Here is a 21,334-nt window from a genome sequence, read left to right on the forward strand (position 1 = left end):
GTCTTCACTAAAAGTGTGAAGCTTGACACTGAAATACAATTTGATTTAATTAATTCATATATGTAGGTAACGTCAAGCACTAGAAGGAGGAAATATGGATAAAAAAATTAGGATAGAATCAGATAGCTTAGGAGAAGTAAAAGTACCAAGTGAACGTTACTGGGGAGCTCAGACTCAGCGTTCTTTGGAAAATTTCAAAATTGGTACAGAGAAAATGCCAGAGCCCCTGATTAAAGCGCTAGCAATAGTAAAACTTGCAGCAGCACGTGTTAACATGAAACAGGGTAGCATAGATAATAGAGTAGGGGATGCAATCTGCACAGCGGCACAGGAGGTAATAGACGGTAAATTTAATAATCAATTTCCGCTTGTTGTTTGGCAAACCGGTTCTGGAACGCAGACCAATATGAATATGAATGAAGTGATCAGCAATCGTGCAATAGAAATTTTGGGCGGTGATTTAGGTAGTAAGTCTCCAGTGCATCCAAATGATCATGTAAACTGTGGTCAGTCATCAAATGACACTTTTCCAACAGCAATGCATATAGCAGTAGCAGAACAAATAGACCGCTTGCTTATTCCCAATCTTGAAGAATTATATAAAGCGCTAAATAATAAGGTTCATGAATTTAAAGATATAATAAAAGTAGGGCGTACTCATCTGCAAGATGCAACTCCTCTAACACTTGGGCAGGAATTTTCTGGCTATGCAGTTCAGATTAAAAAGGGAATAGAGAGAGTAAATTCAACTCTAAGCAATGTATATGAACTTGCACAAGGTGGTACCGCGGTTGGCACGGGAATCAATACTAAAAAGGGTTTTGCTGAGGATTTTGCTAAAGAAGTGGCAAAAATCACTAATTTTCCATTTATTTCAGCAAAAAATAAGTTTGAAGCACTAGCAGCAAATGATGCTTTAGTTGAGCTCAGTGGAGCACTCAATACAGTAGCAGTAAGCTTGATGAAAATTGCAAATGATATAAGGCTACTTGGTTCTGGTCCAAGATGCGGGATTGGAGAAATAATGTTACCAGAAAATGAGCCTGGCTCTTCAATCATGCCGGGTAAGGTGAATCCAACTCAATGCGAAGCAGTGACTATGGTATGTGCTCAAGTTATGGGAAATCATGTTGCCGTGACAATTGGTGGCTCAAATGGTCACTTTGAATTGAACGTGTTTAAGCCGGTGATAATTTACAATGTTTTGCAGTCTATAAGACTTTTAGCTGATGCAAGTTTAAATTTTGCAGAGAAATGCGTAGTTGATATTAAAGCAAACGAAGAAAGAATAAAGGATTTACTAAATCAGTCGTTAATGCTAGTTACCATATTAAATACGCATATAGGATATGACAATGCAGCAAAAATAGCGAAGCTTGCTTATAAAGAAAATATCACTCTAAAAGAAGCAGCAGCAAAACTTCAACTGCTCACTGAGGAGGAGTTTGAAAGGATAGTGAAACCAGAGGAGATGGTAGGTTAATCTACCACCTTTTTTTTGTCCCTAGTTAATTGTGGTAATATGTATGGACTTTGCTGGTTGCTCTACATATACCTCTTCTAACGCTAATTCTGGATTAAAAAGAGAATAGAAAAGTCAGGAGAGTAGGGTAAACTCAACAAATAGAAAAAAATAGATGAGGTTACCCATGGAAGATATAACAAAACTGTTTTGTCTGGTCGATGATTTTTGCAGAGATATAGAGAAAAATTTTGCAGATAAACTACTGCCAAACGGTAAAAACCCACAAGAGTGCCAGAAATTACACATTCGGAAATTATCACAATAATCCTCCTGTATCAGCAATCTCCCTGTGAAAATTTTAAGGCTTTCTACCTGCATTACCTAACATTGCTCTACAAATCAGAGTTTTCGAAGTTGCCTTCATACACTAGGTTTGTTGCTCTAAAGCCCAGGGTTTTGTGGCATTTAGCCATGCTATTACAGTGCCTTTGCGGATGGTCAGAACTTACTGGAATCTCATACATAGATACAACTCCTATTGCAGTTTGCCATGCAAAAAGAATATCAAGAAATAAGGTTTTTGCTGGAATTGCAAAATTAAGCAAGAGTACATATGGCTGGTTTTTCGGCTTTAAACTACATTTGATAATTAACGAGAAAGGTGAAATTCAAGCTTTTACGCTTACAAGAGGTAATGTTGACGATAGAGAGCCTGTAGCAAACCTAACTAAGAAATTAACCGGTCTTTTGTTTGGTGATAAAGGCTATATTAAAAAAGAGCTTTTCCAAGAGTTGTTTAACCGCGGTTTGAAACTTGTTACCAAGGTGAAAAAGGGGATGAAAAACACATTAATTTCACTACATGAAAAGATTTTGCTGAGAAAAAGGTCGATCATTGAGACGATTTTTGGCTACCTCAAAAATAGACTTGAAATTGAACATACTCACCATAGATCTCCCGTTAATTTCTTGGTTCACATCTTTTCTACTCTCATTTCCTATTCCTTGAAATCCAAAAAGCCTTCCATTTCCTATACTTTCTTCCTTCCTTAATCCAGAATTAGCGTTTATATATAGATGAAGCAGGAGTTGATAATAAGTTATACCGAGAATATGGACGTGCTCCAAGAGGAAAGAAAATTTATGCAGATATTCCAGCGAGAGAGAATCAGTATAGTAGCCGGGTGGATTGGAATGAGATTTATTGCACCAATGACTTTCAAAGGTGGGTGTGACAAAGAGGTATTCAATATATGGTTGGAGAAACCTAAATTGCCACTTGGCACAACCATAGTTATGGATAATGCTACATTTCAGATGTGTGATTCATAGAGGTTATTGCAACTAATTTGTCAGATCAAGTCTGAACTTGAAATACCTGTTAAGAGGTTTTGTATTTTTGAAGTGATTTTAACTCTTGGTCATGTTTGTAATTTTGCATGACAAACGTTTCTTTTGATGAAGTATAATTTTTTTGTATTTCACTTAGACAAGGAATTGTTTTTTCCAGTTCTTTATATTTTTCCCAAGGAGTCTTTCCCTGAAGAGAGCTATGAGGACGTTGTTTATTATAATATTCTTCCCAATCCCTAAGCTTGACTTGCAATTCATAATCCTTAATGTTAACGCTACTATAAACGCTAATTCTGGATTAAGGAAGGAAGAAAGTATAGGAAATGGAAGGCTTTTTGGATTTCAAGGAATAGGAAATAAGAGTAGAAAAGATGTGAACCAAGAAATTAACGGGAGATCTATGGCGAGTATGTTCAATTTCAAGTCTATTTTTGAGGTAGCCAAAAATCGTCTCAATGATCGACCTTTTTCTCAGCAAAATCTTTTCATGTAGTGAAATTAATGCGTTTTTCATCCCCTTTTTCACCTTGGTAACAAGTTTCAAACCGCGGTTAAACAACTCTTGGAAAAGCTCTTTTTTAATATAGCCTTTATCACCAAACAAAAGACCGGTTAATTTCTTAGTTAGGTTTGCTACAGGCTCTCTATCGTCAACATTACCTCTTGTAAGCGTAAAAGCTTGAATTTCACCTTTCTCGTTAATTATCAAATGTAGTTTAAAGCCGAAAAACCAGCCATATGTACTCTTGCTTAATTTTGCAATTCCAGCAAAAACCTTATTTCTTGATATTCTTTTTGCATGGCAAACTGCAATAGGAGTTGTATCTATGTATGAGATTCCAGTAAGTTCTGACCATCCGCAAAGGCACTGTAATAGCATGGCTAAATGCCACAAAACCCTGGACTTTAGAGCAACAAACCTAGTGTATGAAGGCAACTTCGAAAACTCTGATTTGTAGAGCAATGTTAGGTAATGCAGGTAGAAAGCCTTAAAATTTTCACAGGGAGATTGCTGATACAGGAGGATTATTGTGATAATTTCCGAATGTGTAATTTCTGGCACTCTTGTGGGTTTTTTACCGTTTGGCAGTAGTTTATCTGCAAAATTTTTCTCTATATCTCTGCAAAAATCATCGACCAGACAAAACAGTTTTGTTATATCTTCCATGGGTAACCTCATCTATTTTTTTCTATTTGTTGAGTTTACCCTACTCTCCTGACTTTTCTATTCTCTTTTTAATCCAGAATTAGCGTTATAAAATTCATCTAAATCTGTACGCTGCGCTCTTTCTACTTTACCATTTCAATGTGGGGAAAACGGCTTAATTGGACGGAATTTTATTTTCCATTCTTTTAGACACTCTTGCACTTCGTAAGTAAAAAATTCTTGTCCTCTATCGGTTTGAATCCTTTGACAATGAAATGGAGCCCTTTCCCTTAATTGTTTTAAGAAATCCAGAGTATTTTTTGAAGTACGCCTTGAGTATAATGCGATAACTTTATAACGCGTACAATCATCTATAGCAGTATATTGATAAAGCCCCGAGGATATTTTGCAAACATCCATTTGTACACGCTCTCCTGGCACTTTGCAGTTATAACGCTTAATCTGCTTGCGATAGTGGCGTTTAATACGTAAAAGACTTACATCGTGTTTCTTCAAAATTTTGTGTATAGTAGCCAATGCAAAAGAGATATCATGTAAACGCTTCAATTCAGCTTGAATACGTCTTGCTCCTAATTTTCTAGCTTTTCTCAGATGAAGAATGAGCTGCTCATTTGACTCGTTGATTTTTTGTAAGGGTAAAGTTTTAGGCCTGCTACTAAGGTTTGACAATCCCTGTGCACCTAGCTTTTCATAACGTTTGTACCATTTTCGTAAGGTAAAGCGTGAAATGTTATAGTGTTGACACACTTTACCTGCATGACCTAATTTTTTGTATAATTCTATCCAATTCAAACGCAACTTAACTTTGGTATCCATTTACTGATTGCCTCTTGTTGATGAATTTATTCATATTGTTGTAATAAGGTATTTAAACTATCACAAGTCAAAGTTTTTATTTTATCTTACATTTTTGCTGTAATAACCTCTATGAATCACACATCTTATGAAATGTAGCATTATCCATAACTATGGTTGTGCCAAGTGGCAATTTAGGTTTCTCCAACCATATATTGAATACCTCTTTGTCACACCCACCTTTGAAAGTCATTGGTGCAATAAATCTCATTCCAATCCACCCGGCTACTATACCGATTCTCTCTCGCTGGAATATCTGCATAAATTTTCTTTCCTCTTGGAGCACGTCCATATTCTCGGTATAACTTATTATCAACTCCTGCTTCATCTATATATAAGATGCTGGAATGATCTATTTTTGAGATTTTATCAATAAATTGCTGCCTATCTTCTTGATTGCGCTCTTGATATAGTGTGACTTTTTTTTAAAGTAATTTTTACCTGTTTTAGTCTATACCAAATTGAATTTATTCCAAATCCAAGATTTTGTTTCATCTCTGCCAGAGTATGATCTGGATTCTTTGTAACATATTCTTCGAGTATTTTTGGGTCTATTTTTCGAATAAAGCTACCGTTTTTAGATGGCTTTAGGCTTTCATTAGGCTTTCACCAGCAGCTTTCTTTTTTAACCAGCGGTACAGCGTTGCTATTCCTATCTCCATGAGCTCTGCTATCTCAACCTTTGTCTTCCCTTTTTCTATCATCAATACTGCCTTTTCCCTTAAATCCACACTATATGCCATTATAACTCAAATACTTTATTATACCTTTATCATTTACTTTAGGAAATACTATATTACAGATAAAAATGATATCGCAAAATAAAAATAGTGGAATTATTGCTGCAAAAAATTGCTGAGTATCGTTTAAATTTTTCAGTTTTATTTGATGTAATGAGGCAAAAACTCTATCAAGTACTTATTGGAACCAAAAAACTTTCAGGCCATTTTTAAGTATACGCGCCAAAGTTAAAATCCGGCCAGATAGACGCGATAAAGTGGATAAGCCTAAACGCCACCATGTCTTTAGGAGAGTTTGCTAATTGAGGCTCTTAAGTTGACGCCATTGCCTGAACGGATACATAAAAAATTAATAACTTGAGAGTTTACCTAAAAAAACTTACCACAGATTGGTCACAATTTTCTCTGAAAGACAGGTATAGAAAAACTAGAGTATCTACCTTAACTTCCCCAAATTTGCTTTAACTTGACGCGTATGATTTATTTAACACTCCCGTACCTTTAGCTGTTAGTGGTGTTGTTGTGCTACCCTGTATTTTGCTATTTTTTATATTAATTTCTATGGAGTCTTAAATTGATTCCATTACATGAATGGGTGCCTTTTCTTCTCTTGGTTCCTCTAATGTAGAATTAGGGCCATTTGTTTTTTGAAACATATTATTATATACTAGCCACACACAACCAAGTAAAGCTATTGCTGCTGCTAATGTCGAATAATAAACTGCTATAATAATAGTTGTTAACACAGAAGCCACTACAATAGTAAACAAACATACTTTTTTATTTGATGAAACACTGTCTTTTTTACTTTTTGGACTATAATTATTTTGTGGATCAACTGTTTTAATATTTTTTAACTTATTAGGAGATCCGACAGGTTCAGAATTAAAATTTGTTTCTTTGGCTTTTCTTCCTTTTATGTTATTTGTATCATTATCTGTTTGTTCACTTTTTTCCATCATACTGTCTATCTTCGGTAATTTTGCGGGTTGAGAATCAGCTTGCTCTAATTCAACCTGTATTATAGTTTTATTCTCTAACTTATTAAGGTCTTCATCAAGTTCTCTTATCAACTTATATAATACTTCCAATAATTTATCCAACTGCCTTTGTGCTGACTGTTCTCTTTGATAACTAATATGATCTAATATTCCATCTGTGCCTTTTGCTACTTCCGCTTTGTTTTGATTTATATAAAAAACATCAACTGTTTCTTCTGTTATTCCGTCTATTACCCTCAAATCTTCAACCTTCTCTGCTTTTTTGAGATTGTTTCTTACAAAAAACTTGTTTGTAATTTTACTGTATATTGTCATAATTACTTTTTCCCATAATTGGTACACTGTCTTATTTAAGATATAGTAAATGACACTGATTCAAAAAAATAACATTATTGCCGCTAAGCCCTAAACTATTATAAATTTTTCAATACAAGTAGTTTTATTTATTATACTTTAGGGCTTTATATCAGTAATACTACTGTTTGAAATCTCTATTTCACTTACAGAACTATCTGGTTGCTTTGATTTGTTAACCTGCAGTAAAGCAACATAAATAATAGAAAACACTGTTGCAGTTAAAGCACCTATAGCTGTAGGTGATACAAAGTTAGAAGACACTAAACATGCTCCAATTGTAAACGCAGCACTCACTTTTATTAGACTACTTACAGATGATTTAATGCCAAAACTAATTTTAATTGTAGAGTTAATATCAGGTACAATAATGTCTAAATAATCATTTTTGTTGTAGTATCTCAATGTATCAGTTATGGCAGATGACAATAACATTGACACAGAAGCAATAACTCCGCCTTTAATGAACGACATGCTGGTAAAACTGAGAATATAACCTGTAAGAGTTCCTATACTAGCTCCCAATCCTATTAAGATTCCCATATGTAATATAGTTATTAATATTGTCAGTAATTCAAATAGTATAATGTATAGTGTAATCTTATTTTTCATATTCTTCTTAAAATGTATTATATTAGAGTACTTTATTTTCAATATTCTTTCCTTTTGTCTAGATTCTGTAATGTTAGGTTTTTAATCTATTTTTAATATATTAAAATTTAAAAATTATACTTCAGTGCAGATAATAGTGGAAAAAAACAATAATAAGCTGTGTGATTCATAGAGGTTATTACAGCAAAAATGTAAGATAAAATAAAAACTTTGACTTGTGATAGTTTAAATACCTTATTACAACAATATGAATAAATTCATCAACAAGAGGCAATCAGTAAATGGATACCAAAGTTAAGTTGCGTTTGAATTGGATAGAATTATACAAAAAATTAGGTCATGCAGGTAAAGTGTGTCAACACTATAACATTTCACGCTTTACCTTACGAAAATGGTACAAACGTTATGAAAAGCTAGGTGCACAGGGATTGTCAAACCTTAGTAGCAGGCCTAAAACTTTACCCTTACAAAAAATCAACGAGTCAAATGAGCAGCTCATTCTTCATCTGAGAAAAGCTAGAAAATTAGGAGCAAGACGTATTCAAGCTGAATTGAAGCGTTTACATGATATCTCTTTTGCATTGGCTACTATACACAAAATTTTGAAGAAACACGATGTAAGTCTTTTACGTATTAAACGCCACTATCGCAAGCAGATTAAGCGTTATAACTGCAAAGTGCCAGGAGAGCGTGTACAAATGGATGTTTGCAAAATATCCTCGGGGCTTTATCAATATACTGCTATAGATGATTGTACGCGTTATAAAGTTATCGCATTATACTCAAGGCGTACTTCAAAAAATACTCTGGATTTCTTAAAACAATTAAGGGAAAGGGCTCCATTTCATTGTCAAAGGATTCAAACCGATAGAGGACAAGAATTTTTTACTTACGAAGTGCAAGAGTGTCTAAAAGAATGGAAAATAAAATTCCGTCCAATTAAGCCGTTTTCCCCACATTGAAATGGTAAAGTAGAAAGAGCGCAGCGTACAGATTTAGATGAATTTTATAGTAGCGTTAACATTAAGGATTATGAATTGCAAGTCAAGCTTAGGGATTGGGAAGAATATTATAATAAACAACGTCCTCATAGCTTTCTTCAGGGAAAGACTCCTTGGGAAAAATATAAAGAACTGGAAAAAAACAATTCCTTGTCTAAGTGAAATACAAAAAAATTATACTTCATCAAAAGAAACATTTGTCATGCAAAATTACAAACATAACCAAGAGTTAAAGTCACTTCAAAAATACAAAACCTCTTAAACGCTAATTCTGGATTAAAAAGAGAATAGAAAAGTCAGGAGAGTAGGGTAAACTCAACAAATAGAAAAAAATAGATGAGGTTACCCATGGAAGATATAACAAAACTGTTTTGTCTGGTCGATGATTTTTGCAGAGATATAGAGAAAAATTTTGCAGATAAACTACTGCCAAACGGTAAAAACCCACAAGAGTGCCAGAAATTACACATTCGGAAATTATCACAATAATCCTCCTGTATCAGCAATCTCCCTGTGAAAATTTTAAGGCTTTCTACCTGCATTACCTAACATTGCTCTACAAATCAGAGTTTTCGAAGTTGCCTTCATACACTAGGTTTGTTGCTCTAAAGCCCAGGGTTTTGTGGCATTTAGCCATGCTATTACAGTGCCTTTGCGGATGGTCAGAACTTACTGGAATCTCATACATAGATACAACTCCTATTGCAGTTTGCCATGCAAAAAGAATATCAAGAAATAAGGTTTTTGCTGGAATTGCAAAATTAAGCAAGAGTACATATGGCTGGTTTTTCGGCTTTAAACTACATTTGATAATTAACGAGAAAGGTGAAATTCAAGCTTTTACGCTTACAAGAGGTAATGTTGACGATAGAGAGCCTGTAGCAAACCTAACTAAGAAATTAACCGGTCTTTTGTTTGGTGATAAAGGCTATATTAAAAAAGAGCTTTTCCAAGAGTTGTTTAACCGCGGTTTGAAACTTGTTACCAAGGTGAAAAAGGGGATGAAAAACACATTAATTTCACTACATGAAAAGATTTTGCTGAGAAAAAGGTCGATCATTGAGACGATTTTTGGCTACCTCAAAAATAGACTTGAAATTGAACATACTCGCCATAGATCTCCCGTTAATTTCTTGGTTCACATCTTTTCTACTCTCATTTCCTATTCCTTGAAATCCAAAAAGCCTTCCATTTCCTATACTTTCTTCCTTCCTTAATCCAGAATTAGCGTTCAAAGTTATCAAAAATTTCAGAGAACTGGCGGAGATCTTGGATTAGTAATATGTCGCTTTCAGTTCGATAATAACCATATTAAATTGTTATCTCCAGAAAAATATGATATGTTTCGTTTTACTGGTGGTATAGTATTTTCTGAAATGAATAATAAATTTCCATTATGGTATTACCAACCAAAAGTTGTAAGTCTGTACATTTATACATTAGAGGTCTGAGGCGGCTTTTGATGGTATGCCAACAGTGTTCTATGGGATTCAAATCTCACTTTTACCCACAACTTTGAGAGGTCATTATGCGAAGCATAACCATGCTTTCCCTGAGGTTTTCATAACCACGCCATAGAGTCATAGTTCCTGGTAAATTATCACTTTTTCTATTCATAAATCCACCTAATTTTCCTAACCAAATAATAGCTTGTTTTATGTTTGGAGGTTCTTCTGGCAATTTGGCTACTTTATGCTCACGTATGTAAAGGGTTTTCCACTCTTCATTACTTAAAACCTTAGTACAAACCTCCATAGGATTCGATAAAGCGATTTTTGTTAAATATAAAATATTAAATGCAATAATGCTCTTTATAGCGATTAATTTCTCTAATCTTTCTTTTGTAGCTAAACGAGAGCTTTCTACCTTACATCCTGATTTTAAAATCCTAAAATACTCCTCGATTTTCCATCTTAGCTTATACCAATTTATCCTTTCTATAGCATCTAAAGTGCTATTAACTGGTACATTAGTCAGCAAAGTCCAATCAATAGCTTCTACTCTTTCAGGAGGATTTGTTTCTTTGGCACTTACTACATATATAGCGATTTTATCACTTATTTTATGCTCTGTATCTTTCGATCCATAAATGTAAGGAGATCTGATAGGTATATAGCCTTTCATATACCTGACTTCAATGTTAGCTTTTCTTGAGATCTGGTATTTATTTTCAGCAACATTCAAGACAATTTCCTTTTTTACAGGCAGTTGAGTTATACGTGTTTGCAAATCCGTTTTTCCCCCTTCAATACAGATGAATTTCCTATTAGTTCGGTTGCGGATTACATAAAAACTGTCCAATGATTCAACAGTCCATAAAAACTTAAAAATATCTGCTTCCCTATCACCAATAGTAACAAGCTGTACACCTTCTGCGAGGTTATTTAGGGTTTCTTTTAGTGCCGCTATCCACTTATAGCTTTCTTTCTCCTTTATAGCAGTACGGTATTTCCTGTTTGCTTTTTCTTGGGCTGTTTCTTCCCTGATAGAACGTGCCCAACACTGTTGAGAAGATAGCCCTAAAGGTAATCCGTCTTTGTTAACCATTAAGTTACTGTGCAATAACAAACCCTTTTTATATTTTGTATAGGCTTTAGAAATACTACCTAGACCCTTAGTCTTTATATGAGAGTCAAAATCCAAATAACTTGTATCTTGAACTGAAAATACCAGCTCATTTCCTTTTATCCTTTCCATAGTTTCTTTATAATGGGAAGAATAAATTTCCCTAGCTTCAAGCTTCTCATTGCTAAATAATCTGTATGCACCTTTAGCTTCTTTCCATCCTACACAGCTTTGACTAATTGACCCAGACGCCTTATTCTCTATTAAATAGCTTGTTTTAATAAGTCTTGTATTAAGTCTTACATCTCCCAGATTAACATGTCTCAACTCTTTTTCTAGCCATTTATCTCCTAAGCCATCAGCACATTGTACATTTCTATTTACTTCACACATTTTTACCTCATCTTAAGTATATTTTTCTCTATCTTACTTGCTTTTTATACTTGTGGGTAAAAGTGAGATTTGAATCTGGTGAATATGTTGGAAGATACAGCACATGACAGCCAAAAGACTCTATTTGTGACTTTTTTTTAAAGTAATTTTTAGCTGTTTTAGTCTATACCAAATTGAATTTATTCCAAATCCAAGATTTTGTTTCATCTCTGCCAGAGTATGATCTGGATTCTTTGTAACATATTCTTCGAGTATTTTTGGGTCTATTTTTCGAATAAAGCTACCGTTTTTAGATGGCTTTAGGCTTTCACCAGCAGCTTTCTTTTTTAACCAGCGGTACAGCGTTGCTATTCCTATCTCCATGAGCTCTGCTATCTCAACCTTTGCCTTCCCTTTTTCTATCATCAATACTGCCTTTTCCCTTAAATCCACACCATATGCCATTATAACTCAAATACTTTATTATACCTTTATCATTTACTTTAGGAAATACTATACTACTTATTTGAAAGAACTTCAACCAGTAACCACTCTATTTCTACCACTGTTTTTTGCTTTATATAAATATTTGTCAGCACGTACTATAAATTTTTTAACATCATCAAGGTCAGATCTTTGCATTGCTGAAATTCCAATGCTCACAGTTACATTATGGGTTGTATTTTTACCCACAAGTATAAAAGGTTCTTTGGCAATAATTTTCCTTATTCTCTCTGCAATAGTATACGCATCTGATACATTGGTATCTGGCATTACAACAACAAATTCCTCACCACCAAACCTAGCTAATAAATCTGTCACTCTGATATTTTCAGAAATTCTTTTCTGTATTTCCTTTAAAAGTTCATCTCCAGCATTATGCCCAAAGTTATCATTCACCATCTTAAAATAATCTATATCAAGTATCATAAGAGATAAACTTCTATCTTTTTCCACAGAATCCTTAACAATATTTCTTAAGTGTGCATCAAAATATCTTCTATTATAACAGTTAGTTAATGGATCCTTTATAGACATTTCTACATTATTAAATAAATTCATTCTCAAGGCATCTTGATACCTTTTGCGTTTCACTTGCAAATTAACCCTAGCTATTAATTCACTCTCATCTAAAGGTACTGTTAAATAATCATTAGCACCTACATCAAGTGCCTTTACTAAATTGCTTTTATCATAATCTTCAGAAAGGATCAGAATTGGTGTATAACGTGTTTCTACTTTACTACGAAACTTAGAACACAACCGTAGGCCGTCAGTTTTTGAAAACTGCATGTCAGAAATAATCAGGTCGTAATTATCCTTAATACCAACCTTTAATGCTTCTTTTGGATCGTGCAGTATTTTAATTGATCTGAAGCGTTGCTTTAGAACATTGTGTATCTGCTCTGCTTGAAAGGTGTCCTCATCTACAACAAGTATGTTAGCATCAAAAATCTGATTAGAATAATCCATAATACTGCTTTCTGCTACTCCACCAATCTCAGCATTAGTTTCTCCTCTCAAGCACAACTCATCTATTATCATCTTTAAGCGCACAAGAGACTTAATTCTTGCAGATAAAGCAGTTTCATCTATCGGCTTAGTTAGAAAGTCATCCGCACCAGCATTAATTCCTTCCACTCTATCATGAGTGTCATGCAGCGCAGTTACCATAATGATTGGAATATAAGTCGTTAAGGGATCATTCTTTAGCTTCTTACAAACCTCAAAACCACTCATTTTTGGCATCATGACATCAAGTAAGATAATATCTGGCTGCTGTTCCGCTACTAAATCTATCGCCTCCTCGCCATCATAAGCTACAATAACTGTATAGTACTCTGCTTTTAGCTGAGCCTCCAAAAGCTTAACATTAGATGGTATATCATCTACTACTAGGATTTTTGCTGTCATTTTTTGTACTATCTACATTGTAAGTAGGATAAAGCTTACCATCTTCACCAATTATGTAATTGACTTTTTCAACGTTATGCCCTTCATATAATTCTTTAATTCCGGTATCCTTCAACAATTTCCTAACTCTTGATTTTACAACCCAGAAATACCTATATATATTTTTAATAAGATTAAGAAATACAGGTACTTTACTTTTATCAAAAACAATTATACTCACTAAAGCTACAACTAAAATTTCTGAAAGACCTATATTAAACATTTTTCCTATGAAGCAAGTACTTTAATTCTCCTGATTATGAGTATTAATTTACTTAAATCAAGTTTAGAAGCAACCATCTCATCTAAAAAGCTATTGTAACGCTCTATATAATCCTTATCATTAAGAGCCCAAGTTTGAACCTTATCTATATGATTATCAGTAGCTTTTATAACTTTAACAGCTAGCTTATGATGATAATTGCTTAAATCATCTAATAAATCATTAATTAAGCTGCGATCCCAATAAGAAGAATGGCTTTTAATCTTGACAGCAATTGTTCTAATCATATCAAACCTTAGCAGCGACTTTAATTTAAAGTATATTCTACCAGCTTCAAAGATTGATAAAGATGTCTGTTCAGCAATAGATATAACGTCCAGCGCATAAATAAGAATACGTAAATCAGCAACCTTTTTTGCTAGATCTTTATTTACGTTAAGCTCTGCCAAAGAGGTTAATCCATGATTATAGATCTTTAACAGGCGATCATCTAAAATATCATGGCCTAAAGTTTCAATTGTACCCCTAAATTTTGTAACACCATCTAGTTCTACAAGATTAAGCTTACCAAGATTTTTTACTAACCAAAATGATACCCTACCAATAAATTTTTGCACACTTCTCACTACTTGCAAATATGAATCAACATCAATTTTTCCATCCAATTCATCAATTTTCTGCCAAAGGCTACTTAAATTATATAGGTGATTAACAACGATATATATGTTCACTGCTTCATGTACTTTAATTCCAGTACTCTCAACCAAATTATTAATAAATATACAGCCCATCCTATTTACTACATCGTTTGTAATGCAAGTAGAAATAATTTCCCTACAAAGTTGGTGTTTCAATATGGAATCCTTGAACTCTGTTACCATCCTTTGTGGAAAGTAATTTAGTAAGTAATCACGGCACAAAAAATCTTTTTCAGGTAGCTCAGAGTGTATAACTTCATTTTTTATTGCTGTTCTTGCATAAGACATCAGAACAGAAAGCTGAGGAGAACAGAAACCTTCTCCATCAGTCAACATTCTTGCTACCTCTTCTTCAGCTGGAAGAAATTCTACATCTCGGTTTAGCAGCCCAAATTTCTCTAAACTGAGTAATAATTTATGGTGCTGCTCCAACTTTTCTTTAGCTTGCAAGCACTCAAGAAGAAATGCTTTTGTTTCAATCCTGTTATGGTTTTCAAGTACCTTAGATGCAACTTCATCTATCATGCTAGCCAGTATTTCATTCCTTTTTTCCAAGGAAATTCCCCCTTCTTTCATAATTGCAACAAAAGCAATCTTGATGTTAACTTCAAGATCAGAACATATTACTCCTGCTGAATTATCAATAAAATCTGCATTGATATACCCACCTATTTTAGCGTATTCTACCCTTCCAAGCTGCGTGCAACCAAGGTTGCCACCCTCTATAAACATAGAAGCTCTAATATCATGACCGTTTACTCTTAATTCATCATTTGCTTTATCGCCAACCATGCCATGGCTTTCACTTTTTGCCTTAACAAAGGTGCCAATTCCTCCATTCCATATGAAATCCACTTTTGCCTTGAGCAAATATCGAATCAAATCATTTGGAGATAATGTATCTTCCGTTATATCAAAGCACTTTTTCATTTCTTGAGAAATTTCTACTTGTTTGCTACTACGTTCAAATACCCCGCCACCATGAGAAATCAAATCTCTATTGTAATCCATCCAAGTGGAAAACGGTAATTCAAAGAGCCGTTTACGCTCCACGAAACTCTTTTCCGCATCAGGATTTGGATCAACAAAAATATGCATATGATTAAATGCTCCAATTAAACTCATATTTCTTGAAAGCAGCATGCCGTTCCCAAATAGATCGCCAGCCATATCTCCAATTCCAATAACAGTTGTATCCTGGTAAATGTCCTTATTCATTCTCCAAAAATGGCGTTGTGCTGCAATCCATGCACCTCTTGCTGTAATACCCATCTTTTTGTGGTCATAACCTGCTGATCCACCAGATGCAAATGCATCTTCGAGCCAAAAGTTACATTCAGAGGATATTTCGTTTGCATAATCAGAAAATGAAGCAGTGCCTTTATCTGCTGCAACTACCAAATATGGATCATCTTCGTCATACCTAATCACATTTTCTGGTGGAGTTATTTTGCCATCAACTACATTATCAGTAATATCAAGCATTCCTCTGATGAAATTCTTATAGCATTCAACACCTTTCTCCCTTAAAATGTTTTTGTCTTTATAAACTTGCTTTATTACAAACCCACCCTTTGCGCCAACAGGTACAATGACCGCATTTTTTGTCATCTGGGCTTTCATGAGTCCCAAAACTTCAGTGCGAAAATCTTCCGTTCTATCCGACCATCTCAAACCACCACGAGCCAACTTCCCTCCTCTTAGATGTATTCCCTCAAAAAGATTTGAATAAACATACAATTCACGGTATGGGCGCGGGTCAGGTAAACCATTTATTTTACTTGAATCAAATTTGATAGATAAGTATGGCTTATCATCTTGATAATAACTGGTTCTCAAAATTGCCATTATCAAGTTAAATATCGAACGCAAAACGTAATCATGTGAAACGTTGCTGATCTCTTTTAGTAGTTCTTCAATTTTTTCTATCAAAATGCTAGTAGTTTCTACCCTATCAATATCTATTTTAGTATCAAATCTTGAATGAAATAATTCTACTAAATACCTTACTACTTTTGGATACTCTGATACTACTTTCTGGATATATTCTGGGTTATAGCTAAATGATGTCTGCTTTAGGTAGGCGCTTAGCGCTCTAATCAGAAGCACTTCCTTCCACTCGAGCCCAGCAATAATGATCAAGCTGTTAAAATAGTCATTTTTTATTTCCTTGCTGAACACTTTTACAAGTGTTACCTCAAACTGCTCTTTTAAAGTAATGTTGTCTATTAATTCATCAACTCTTGACAACACAAAATGATGTATCCATATTCCACCGTTGATTTCTATATAATAACCATTATGAGATAGAATCTTAGCCCCTAAATTCTTAGTAACCTTTAATATCTTTGACAATTCAAGGCCTCCGGTGCTTGGAGTGTAAACCTTCAATTGATAGTTGAGATTGTCACGAGTAAGCCTCAAATCAACTTCGCTGACTTTTTTCTTTCTCACTATCTCCAATTTTTTCATATCATAATACGCATCATGAGGTTCAAAATTCTCTTGATAACTTATCGGAAATGCCTTGCAATAGCGGATAAATATATCCTCAACAGTGCTAAAAGTATTATATAAATTGTCTATAAAACGATCTTCCCACTTTTCTGTAATGTTTCTTAACTTGTTTTCGATACGCAAAACTTCATCATCAAAAATGCTAGCGCTTTTGGTTCTTAGCACCACGTGTAATTTCATCAAATCATATTCATTGATAATGTGATTGTTATAAATATCTGAACTTTCTGCATTCGTTTCATCTTTCAATATATCGCGTATCTTAAACATTAGTCTTGCACTAGCATAACGCATCGGTATCAATACTATGCAACTAATAAAGTTCCCTACCTTTCTCAAAAATAATTTGACTCTTGGTCTAATCGCAAGAGACATGATCGAGGTGCAAATTTCAAATAACTCGTCTTCATTTGATTGGAATAATTCGTCACAAGAAAATGCCTGTAAAATGGAAATTAAAGCTTTATTGTTATGGCCACCAGGAACAAATCCTGCCTTTTTTTCTATTGTTGTAACCTTATCCTTTATTACCGGAATAGTTCGAATATCTTGCACTTCTGCTATAGAAGTAAATAGCCCAAAAAAATGCTGTTCCCTTATTACATCACCCTGATCATTAAATTCTTTCACTCCTATACAATTCATATAGGTACGCAGATGAACTATTGAGATTAGGTCTGATCTTAGTATGTATAAAGAATTCAAGCTTTCAAAAAAAATTGATGAATTTTGGTACTCTTCACTTGCTCTCATTAACCCGAGGCTCTCCTTACCACTTAGAGCAAGCTTTCCTTCTTTATTAGTAATGTATTCTTGATAACCCAAAAATACAAAATTGTTATTTTTCAACCAAGCTAGAAAATCTCTGCCTCCAGCATCCAATGCCGGATGCTCAAGAAGCTTCTTGAGCATCAATTGCCAGTCCTTTACAACGCAGTTAACTGCTTTTAGCGTCTTTCGTAGAGATTCTTCTAGTGTATCAACAAAGCTACCACTTATGCCTTTAATAATTACATATATTACTGACTCTTTGATTCCATTACTTTCTTCCAAAAGATGAATTTTATCTATTAGGCTATTTTTTCTTTGAACATTAATTATGCTGTTACTATAATAGCATATAGTTAAACCGTGTGACTTAATAGTGGAAATGACAGAATCCACTAAAAAAGGCATGTCATAATTTGTGATTTTAATTGTAGTGAAATTGCCTTCTATTCCTGAAATATCATTTACATTACTTACTGCCAATTTACTTTCTTCTTTTTCTTTTTTAAGAATGAAGTTGTATGCATCTTCTGCAATGTATAAAAGAAATTTATCGTTGACTTTTAGGTCACTATTGTAAACAAAATTATAAAAGTACTGTATAAACTCTTTAATTTTTTCTTTCTCTTTTTTATTCCCTTGATCAACTAGCTTAAATAAAGACTCAACATTAACATTATGATTTATACACATTTTTCAAAACAAAAATACACAGCGAATCTAGATCTTTTTAACTAAGATTTCGTTACCAGAAGTATACACTATTAGCTCATCTCCTTCTACTATTTCCCCCGATAAAACTAACTTAGCTAGATTATTTTGAATGCATTCTTGTATTACCCTTTTCAGAGGCCGCGCTCCATATTCAGGGTCATATCCAGTTTGTGCTATTAGTTCTTTAGCTTCTTGCGATAAACTAATACTCAGTTTACGCTTAGCAAGCATCTTTTGTAAATAAGAGAATTGAACATCTATAATTTTATCAATGTCATCTTTGGTTAAGCTGTGGAATATAATAATTTCATCCAGTCTATTTAAAAATTCTGGACGAAACGCTGACTTAACTATTTTCATCACCTCATCTTTCACAGATTCGGTAGCTCCTCTTAGCATCACCTCAGCACCAAGGTTAGAAGTTAGAATCAGTATGGTATTGCGAAAATCAATCAATTTACCGTGGCTATCGGTGAGCCTGCCTTCATCCAAGATCTGCAGCAATATATTAAATATATCTGGATTTGCCTTTTCTATCTCATCAAACAAAATTACCTGATATGGTCTTCTCCTTACTGCCTCAGTTAACCTGCCACCTTGTTCATAGCCAACATATCCTGGAGGCGCACCAATTAACTTTGAAACGGAGTGTTTTTCCATATATTCTGACATATCAAAGCGTAGAAGTGCTGATTGATCATCAAACAAAAATTCGGCAAGGGATTTTGCCAACTCTGTTTTTCCAACTCCGGTTGGACCTAAGAATAAAAATGAACCAAAAGGTCGATTAGTATCCTGAACACCAGAGCGGGAGCGCCTTACTGCATTACTTATCGCTTCAATTGCATCTCTCTGCCCTATTACTCTTTTTCCTATTTCATTTTCCATGTTAAGGAGCTTTTCCTTTTCACTATGCATCATGTTATCAACTGGAATGCCTGTCCATTTTGAAACAATATTTGCAATATCACTCTCAGTAACTTCTTTCTTTAGGAAACTATCAGTAACTTTTTCCTGATTTTTTAACTCATTTTCAAGTTGAGGAATCACACCATACATCAATTCCCCTGCCCTTCCTAAATTTCCATTCCGCTGAGCCAATTCTAGCTCTTTCCTCGCATTATCCAATTTTTCAGCAGTTTCTTGTATTTTAGCTATTTTATTCTTTTCCATCTGCCATTTACTGCTTAAGTCAGCAAATTTACTGTTTAAACTCTCAATTTCCTCATTTATCTTTTTTAAACGTTGCTTAGAGTTTTCATCACTTTCTTTTTTCAAAGCCTCTGACTCAATTTTCAGCTGTATAATCTTTCTTTCAAGCTCATCAACAACCTCAGGCTTGCTGTCCATTTCAATTCTAACCCTACTTGCTGCTTCATCAATTAAATCGATCGCTTTATCAGGTAAAAACCTATCTGTTATATATCTATTAGAAAGCGTTGCAGCAGCGATTATTGCACCATCTGTGATTCTAATACCATGGTGCACCTCATACCTCTCCTTCAAACCCCTCAGTATTGAAATAGTATCAGTCTCAGTCGGTTGAGAAATAAACACAGGCTGAAAACGCCTTGCAAGCGCAGGGTCTTTCTCTATATGTTGACGATACTCATCCAAAGTTGTAGCCCCTATACAGCGAATTTCTCCACGCGCAAGAGCAGGCTTGAGCAAATTTGAAGCATCCATCGCACCACTTGTCGCTCCTGCTCCCACTAAAGTATGAAGCTCATCTATAAACAAAATAACTTTGCCCTCTGCTTTTAAAATCTCATTAATCACTGCTTTTAGTCTCTCTTCAAACTCCCCTCTAAATTTTGTTCCAGCAATTAATGCACCAAGATCCAAAGCTAAAACTTTTGCATCACGCAAACCAAGTGGTACATCATTTGCAACAATTCTGTTTGCTAAACCTTCAACTATTGCAGTTTTTCCAACACCAGGTTCACCTATCAGTACTGGATTATTTTTTGTTCGCCTCAACGATACCTGCATAGTTCTTCTGATTTCCTCATCACGACCAATTACAGGATCAAGCTTACCTTGCATAGCAAGCTCTGTAATATCTTTTGTATACCTCTTTGCCGCATTTAATTTTTCCTCGCTATTTGGAGAGTCTGCACTGCCACCTTTTCTCATTTCTACAATAACTGAATTTAATTTTTGCGGTGTTACACCACCTTCTGCTAAAATTTTACCTACAATTTCATCTTTTTGTGCAGCAAGGCCCTGCAACAACCGCTCAACAGTAACAAATGTGTCTTTATTTCTCCTCGCAATACCAATTGAATCATCAAAAACTTTTGCTACCTCTCTTGAAAGCTGAAGTCCAACACTACCTGGTCCTCCAACTACTGGAAACTTTTTAATTGTACTACTCACAGCATCAGAAATATTCTGAACATTTCCACCACAGGTGCCTATCAAATCCTGAACTAAACCTGACTCATCTTCAAGCATTACTTTAAGTAAATGTTCAGGCATAAAAATCTGATGCCCAGCTCCCAATGCTTTCATTTGAGCGCTCTGGATTAGGCTTTTTGCTTTTTCGGTAAATTTATTCAAGTCCATAATACAAATTTAACTCATACTTGCTGATATATATAACAACTACTTTCTCAATTTTAAACTTAAAGTCATTCAGCATTCAACCACTATGGATTGAAATCCATAGTGGTTGAATATTTGATCGTAGGGCTTATCTTTGTTATGCCTTGACCTTAACACAGCTACATTTCTAGGTTTTTCCATCATCGTTTATAATGTTAGGATTAGCGCCTTTTTCTAGCAAAAATTTGATAATCCTTAAAATCACCATAATATGCAACATTATGTAGTGCTGTGCTTACATACTTGTTAATAATGTTTACGTTAACTCCCTCATCTATTAAAAACCTAACTATCTCTAAATATCCCCTTCTGCAGCATAATGTAACGCAGTTAACTTAGGCATGTGTGTATCAGTATCTAATACCAAA

At 34.5% G+C, this 21,334-nt stretch carries 17 protein-coding genes and 5 pseudogenes; 6 read left to right on the plus strand and 16 right to left on the minus strand.

The features are described from left to right. Positions 1-94: 94 nt before the first annotated feature. The 3 genes and pseudogenes from fumC to O1Q06_RS02985 all read left to right on the plus strand — a co-directional run bounded on the left by fumC (position 95) and on the right by O1Q06_RS02985 (position 2,797). Complete coding sequence (fumC, locus tag O1Q06_RS02975) at positions 95-1,483, plus strand: class II fumarate hydratase (protein ID WP_410542973.1); 1,389 nt, start codon at positions 95-97, stop codon at positions 1,481-1,483. A 166-nt stretch (positions 1,484-1,649) separates the two neighbouring features. After that, a pseudogene (locus O1Q06_RS02980) lies at positions 1,650-2,518 on the plus strand (IS982 family transposase). 24 nt (positions 2,519-2,542) lie between these two features. Beyond that, a complete protein-coding gene (locus O1Q06_RS02985; RefSeq protein ID WP_410542536.1) occupies positions 2,543-2,797 on the plus strand; it encodes a hypothetical protein in 255 nt (84 codons plus the stop codon). A 49-nt stretch (positions 2,798-2,846) separates the two neighbouring features. Here the strand turns inward: O1Q06_RS02985 and O1Q06_RS02990 are convergent, their stop codons facing one another. The 6 genes and pseudogenes from O1Q06_RS02990 to O1Q06_RS03015 all read right to left on the minus strand — a co-directional run bounded on the left by O1Q06_RS02990 (position 2,847) and on the right by O1Q06_RS03015 (position 5,584). Then, positions 2,847-3,071 (minus strand): integrase core domain-containing protein, encoded by a 225-nt coding sequence (locus tag O1Q06_RS02990; RefSeq protein WP_410542974.1) that lies wholly within the window; start codon positions 3,069-3,071, stop codon positions 2,847-2,849. 45 nt (positions 3,072-3,116) lie between these two features. Continuing rightward, the gene (locus O1Q06_RS02995) at positions 3,117-3,986 is read right to left on the minus strand and encodes an IS982 family transposase (protein WP_410542661.1); all 870 of its coding nucleotides are present in this window, start codon (positions 3,984-3,986) and stop codon (positions 3,117-3,119) included. 135 nt (positions 3,987-4,121) lie between these two features. Continuing rightward, on the minus strand, positions 4,122-4,802 hold the full coding sequence (locus tag O1Q06_RS03000) for a DDE-type integrase/transposase/recombinase (RefSeq protein WP_410542975.1): 681 nt from the start codon (positions 4,800-4,802) through the stop codon (positions 4,122-4,124). A gap of 109 nt (positions 4,803-4,911) precedes the next feature. Next, positions 4,912-5,169 carry a hypothetical protein gene (locus tag O1Q06_RS03005; protein WP_410542535.1) on the minus strand — a complete coding sequence of 86 codons (258 nt, stop codon included), beginning with the start codon at positions 5,167-5,169 and terminating at the stop codon, positions 4,912-4,914. Between the two features lie 56 nt (positions 5,170-5,225). Further along, positions 5,226-5,414: pseudogene (locus tag O1Q06_RS03010) on the minus strand (IS630 transposase-related protein); the annotation flags it as partial. A gap of 14 nt (positions 5,415-5,428) precedes the next feature. Further along, entirely contained in the window at positions 5,429-5,584 is a 156-nt protein-coding gene (locus O1Q06_RS03015; RefSeq protein ID WP_410542829.1) for an IS630 transposase-related protein, read from the minus strand. A gap of 105 nt (positions 5,585-5,689) precedes the next feature. On the opposite strand from O1Q06_RS03015, the pseudogene O1Q06_RS03020 reads away from it, so the two are divergent. Further along, positions 5,690-5,883: pseudogene (locus O1Q06_RS03020) on the plus strand (IS4 family transposase); the annotation flags it as partial. Between the two features lie 267 nt (positions 5,884-6,150). On the opposite strand, the gene O1Q06_RS03025 reads toward O1Q06_RS03020, so the two are convergent. Next, positions 6,151-6,897, minus strand: coding sequence for a hypothetical protein (locus O1Q06_RS03025; protein ID WP_410542976.1), 747 nt, complete (start codon positions 6,895-6,897; stop codon positions 6,151-6,153). Between the two features lie 138 nt (positions 6,898-7,035). Further along, complete coding sequence (locus O1Q06_RS03030; protein ID WP_410542977.1) at positions 7,036-7,479, minus strand: hypothetical protein; 444 nt, start codon at positions 7,477-7,479, stop codon at positions 7,036-7,038. 350 nt (positions 7,480-7,829) lie between these two features. Between O1Q06_RS03030 and O1Q06_RS03035 the strand changes: the two are divergent. Further along, positions 7,830-8,811, plus strand: a pseudogene (locus tag O1Q06_RS03035) (IS481 family transposase). 86 nt (positions 8,812-8,897) lie between these two features. Beyond that, positions 8,898-9,766, plus strand: a pseudogene (locus O1Q06_RS03040) (IS982 family transposase). Positions 9,767-10,052: 286 nt separating this feature from the next. Here the strand turns inward: O1Q06_RS03040 and O1Q06_RS03045 are convergent. From O1Q06_RS03045 to O1Q06_RS03080, 8 genes are all read right to left on the minus strand, one after another. Beyond that, the gene (locus O1Q06_RS03045) at positions 10,053-11,507 is read right to left on the minus strand and encodes an IS4 family transposase (protein WP_410542832.1); all 1,455 of its coding nucleotides are present in this window, start codon (positions 11,505-11,507) and stop codon (positions 10,053-10,055) included. A gap of 120 nt (positions 11,508-11,627) precedes the next feature. After that, a complete protein-coding gene (locus O1Q06_RS03050; protein WP_410542978.1) occupies positions 11,628-11,951 on the minus strand; it encodes an IS630 transposase-related protein in 324 nt (107 codons plus the stop codon). Positions 11,952-12,023: 72 nt separating this feature from the next. Further along, entirely contained in the window at positions 12,024-13,400 is a 1,377-nt protein-coding gene (locus O1Q06_RS03055) for a PleD family two-component system response regulator (protein WP_007302914.1), read from the minus strand. Further along, on the minus strand, positions 13,372-13,662 hold the full coding sequence (locus tag O1Q06_RS03060) for a twin-arginine translocase TatA/TatE family subunit (protein WP_007302915.1): 291 nt from the start codon (positions 13,660-13,662) through the stop codon (positions 13,372-13,374). The genes O1Q06_RS03055 and O1Q06_RS03060 overlap by 29 nt, the downstream gene beginning before the upstream one ends. Before the next feature lie 5 nt (positions 13,663-13,667). Further along, complete coding sequence (locus O1Q06_RS03065; RefSeq protein ID WP_410542979.1) at positions 13,668-18,338, minus strand: NAD-glutamate dehydrogenase; 4,671 nt, start codon at positions 18,336-18,338, stop codon at positions 13,668-13,670. Positions 18,339-18,365: 27 nt separating this feature from the next. Further along, complete coding sequence (clpB, locus tag O1Q06_RS03070; RefSeq protein WP_410542980.1) at positions 18,366-20,927, minus strand: ATP-dependent chaperone ClpB; 2,562 nt, start codon at positions 20,925-20,927, stop codon at positions 18,366-18,368. A 166-nt stretch (positions 20,928-21,093) separates the two neighbouring features. Continuing rightward, the gene (locus O1Q06_RS03075; RefSeq protein ID WP_410543141.1) at positions 21,094-21,156 is read right to left on the minus strand and encodes a hypothetical protein; all 63 of its coding nucleotides are present in this window, start codon (positions 21,154-21,156) and stop codon (positions 21,094-21,096) included. Further along, on the minus strand, positions 21,128-21,259 hold the full coding sequence (locus O1Q06_RS03080; protein WP_410543142.1) for an ankyrin repeat domain-containing protein: 132 nt from the start codon (positions 21,257-21,259) through the stop codon (positions 21,128-21,130). Before O1Q06_RS03080 ends, O1Q06_RS03075 begins: the two co-directional genes overlap by 29 nt. Positions 21,260-21,334 lie beyond the last annotated feature (75 nt).

Source organism: Wolbachia endosymbiont of Tetranychus urticae (assembly GCF_046529255.1).
Taxonomy (GTDB): Bacteria; Pseudomonadota; Alphaproteobacteria; order Rickettsiales; family Anaplasmataceae; genus Wolbachia.

Excerpts from the sequence above, each read along its gene's own strand:
- O1Q06_RS02995 (WP_410542661.1), bottom strand. The coding sequence starts at position 3,986 with ATGGAAGATATAACAAAACTGTTTTGTCTGGTCGATGATTTTTGCAGA.
- clpB (WP_410542980.1), bottom strand. The coding sequence starts at position 20,927 with ATGGACTTGAATAAATTTACCGAAAAAGCAAAAAGCCTAATCCAGAGC.
- O1Q06_RS03025 (WP_410542976.1), bottom strand. The coding sequence starts at position 6,897 with ATGACAATATACAGTAAAATTACAAACAAGTTTTTTGTAAGAAACAAT.
- O1Q06_RS02985 (WP_410542536.1), top strand. The coding sequence starts at position 2,543 with ATGAAGCAGGAGTTGATAATAAGTTATACCGAGAATATGGACGTGCTC.
- fumC (WP_410542973.1), top strand. The coding sequence starts at position 95 with ATGGATAAAAAAATTAGGATAGAATCAGATAGCTTAGGAGAAGTAAAA.
- O1Q06_RS03065 (WP_410542979.1), bottom strand. The coding sequence starts at position 18,338 with ATGTGTATAAATCATAATGTTAATGTTGAGTCTTTATTTAAGCTAGTT.
- O1Q06_RS03050 (WP_410542978.1), bottom strand. The coding sequence starts at position 11,951 with ATGGCATATGGTGTGGATTTAAGGGAAAAGGCAGTATTGATGATAGAA.
- O1Q06_RS03005 (WP_410542535.1), bottom strand. The coding sequence starts at position 5,169 with ATGAAGCAGGAGTTGATAATAAGTTATACCGAGAATATGGACGTGCTC.
- O1Q06_RS03015 (WP_410542829.1), bottom strand. The coding sequence starts at position 5,584 with ATGGCATATAGTGTGGATTTAAGGGAAAAGGCAGTATTGATGATAGAA.
- O1Q06_RS03000 (WP_410542975.1), bottom strand. The coding sequence starts at position 4,802 with ATGGATACCAAAGTTAAGTTGCGTTTGAATTGGATAGAATTATACAAA.
- O1Q06_RS03055 (WP_007302914.1), bottom strand. The coding sequence starts at position 13,400 with ATGACAGCAAAAATCCTAGTAGTAGATGATATACCATCTAATGTTAAG.
- O1Q06_RS03045 (WP_410542832.1), bottom strand. The coding sequence starts at position 11,507 with ATGTGTGAAGTAAATAGAAATGTACAATGTGCTGATGGCTTAGGAGAT.
- O1Q06_RS03060 (WP_007302915.1), bottom strand. The coding sequence starts at position 13,662 with ATGTTTAATATAGGTCTTTCAGAAATTTTAGTTGTAGCTTTAGTGAGT.
- O1Q06_RS03030 (WP_410542977.1), bottom strand. The coding sequence starts at position 7,479 with ATGGGAATCTTAATAGGATTGGGAGCTAGTATAGGAACTCTTACAGGT.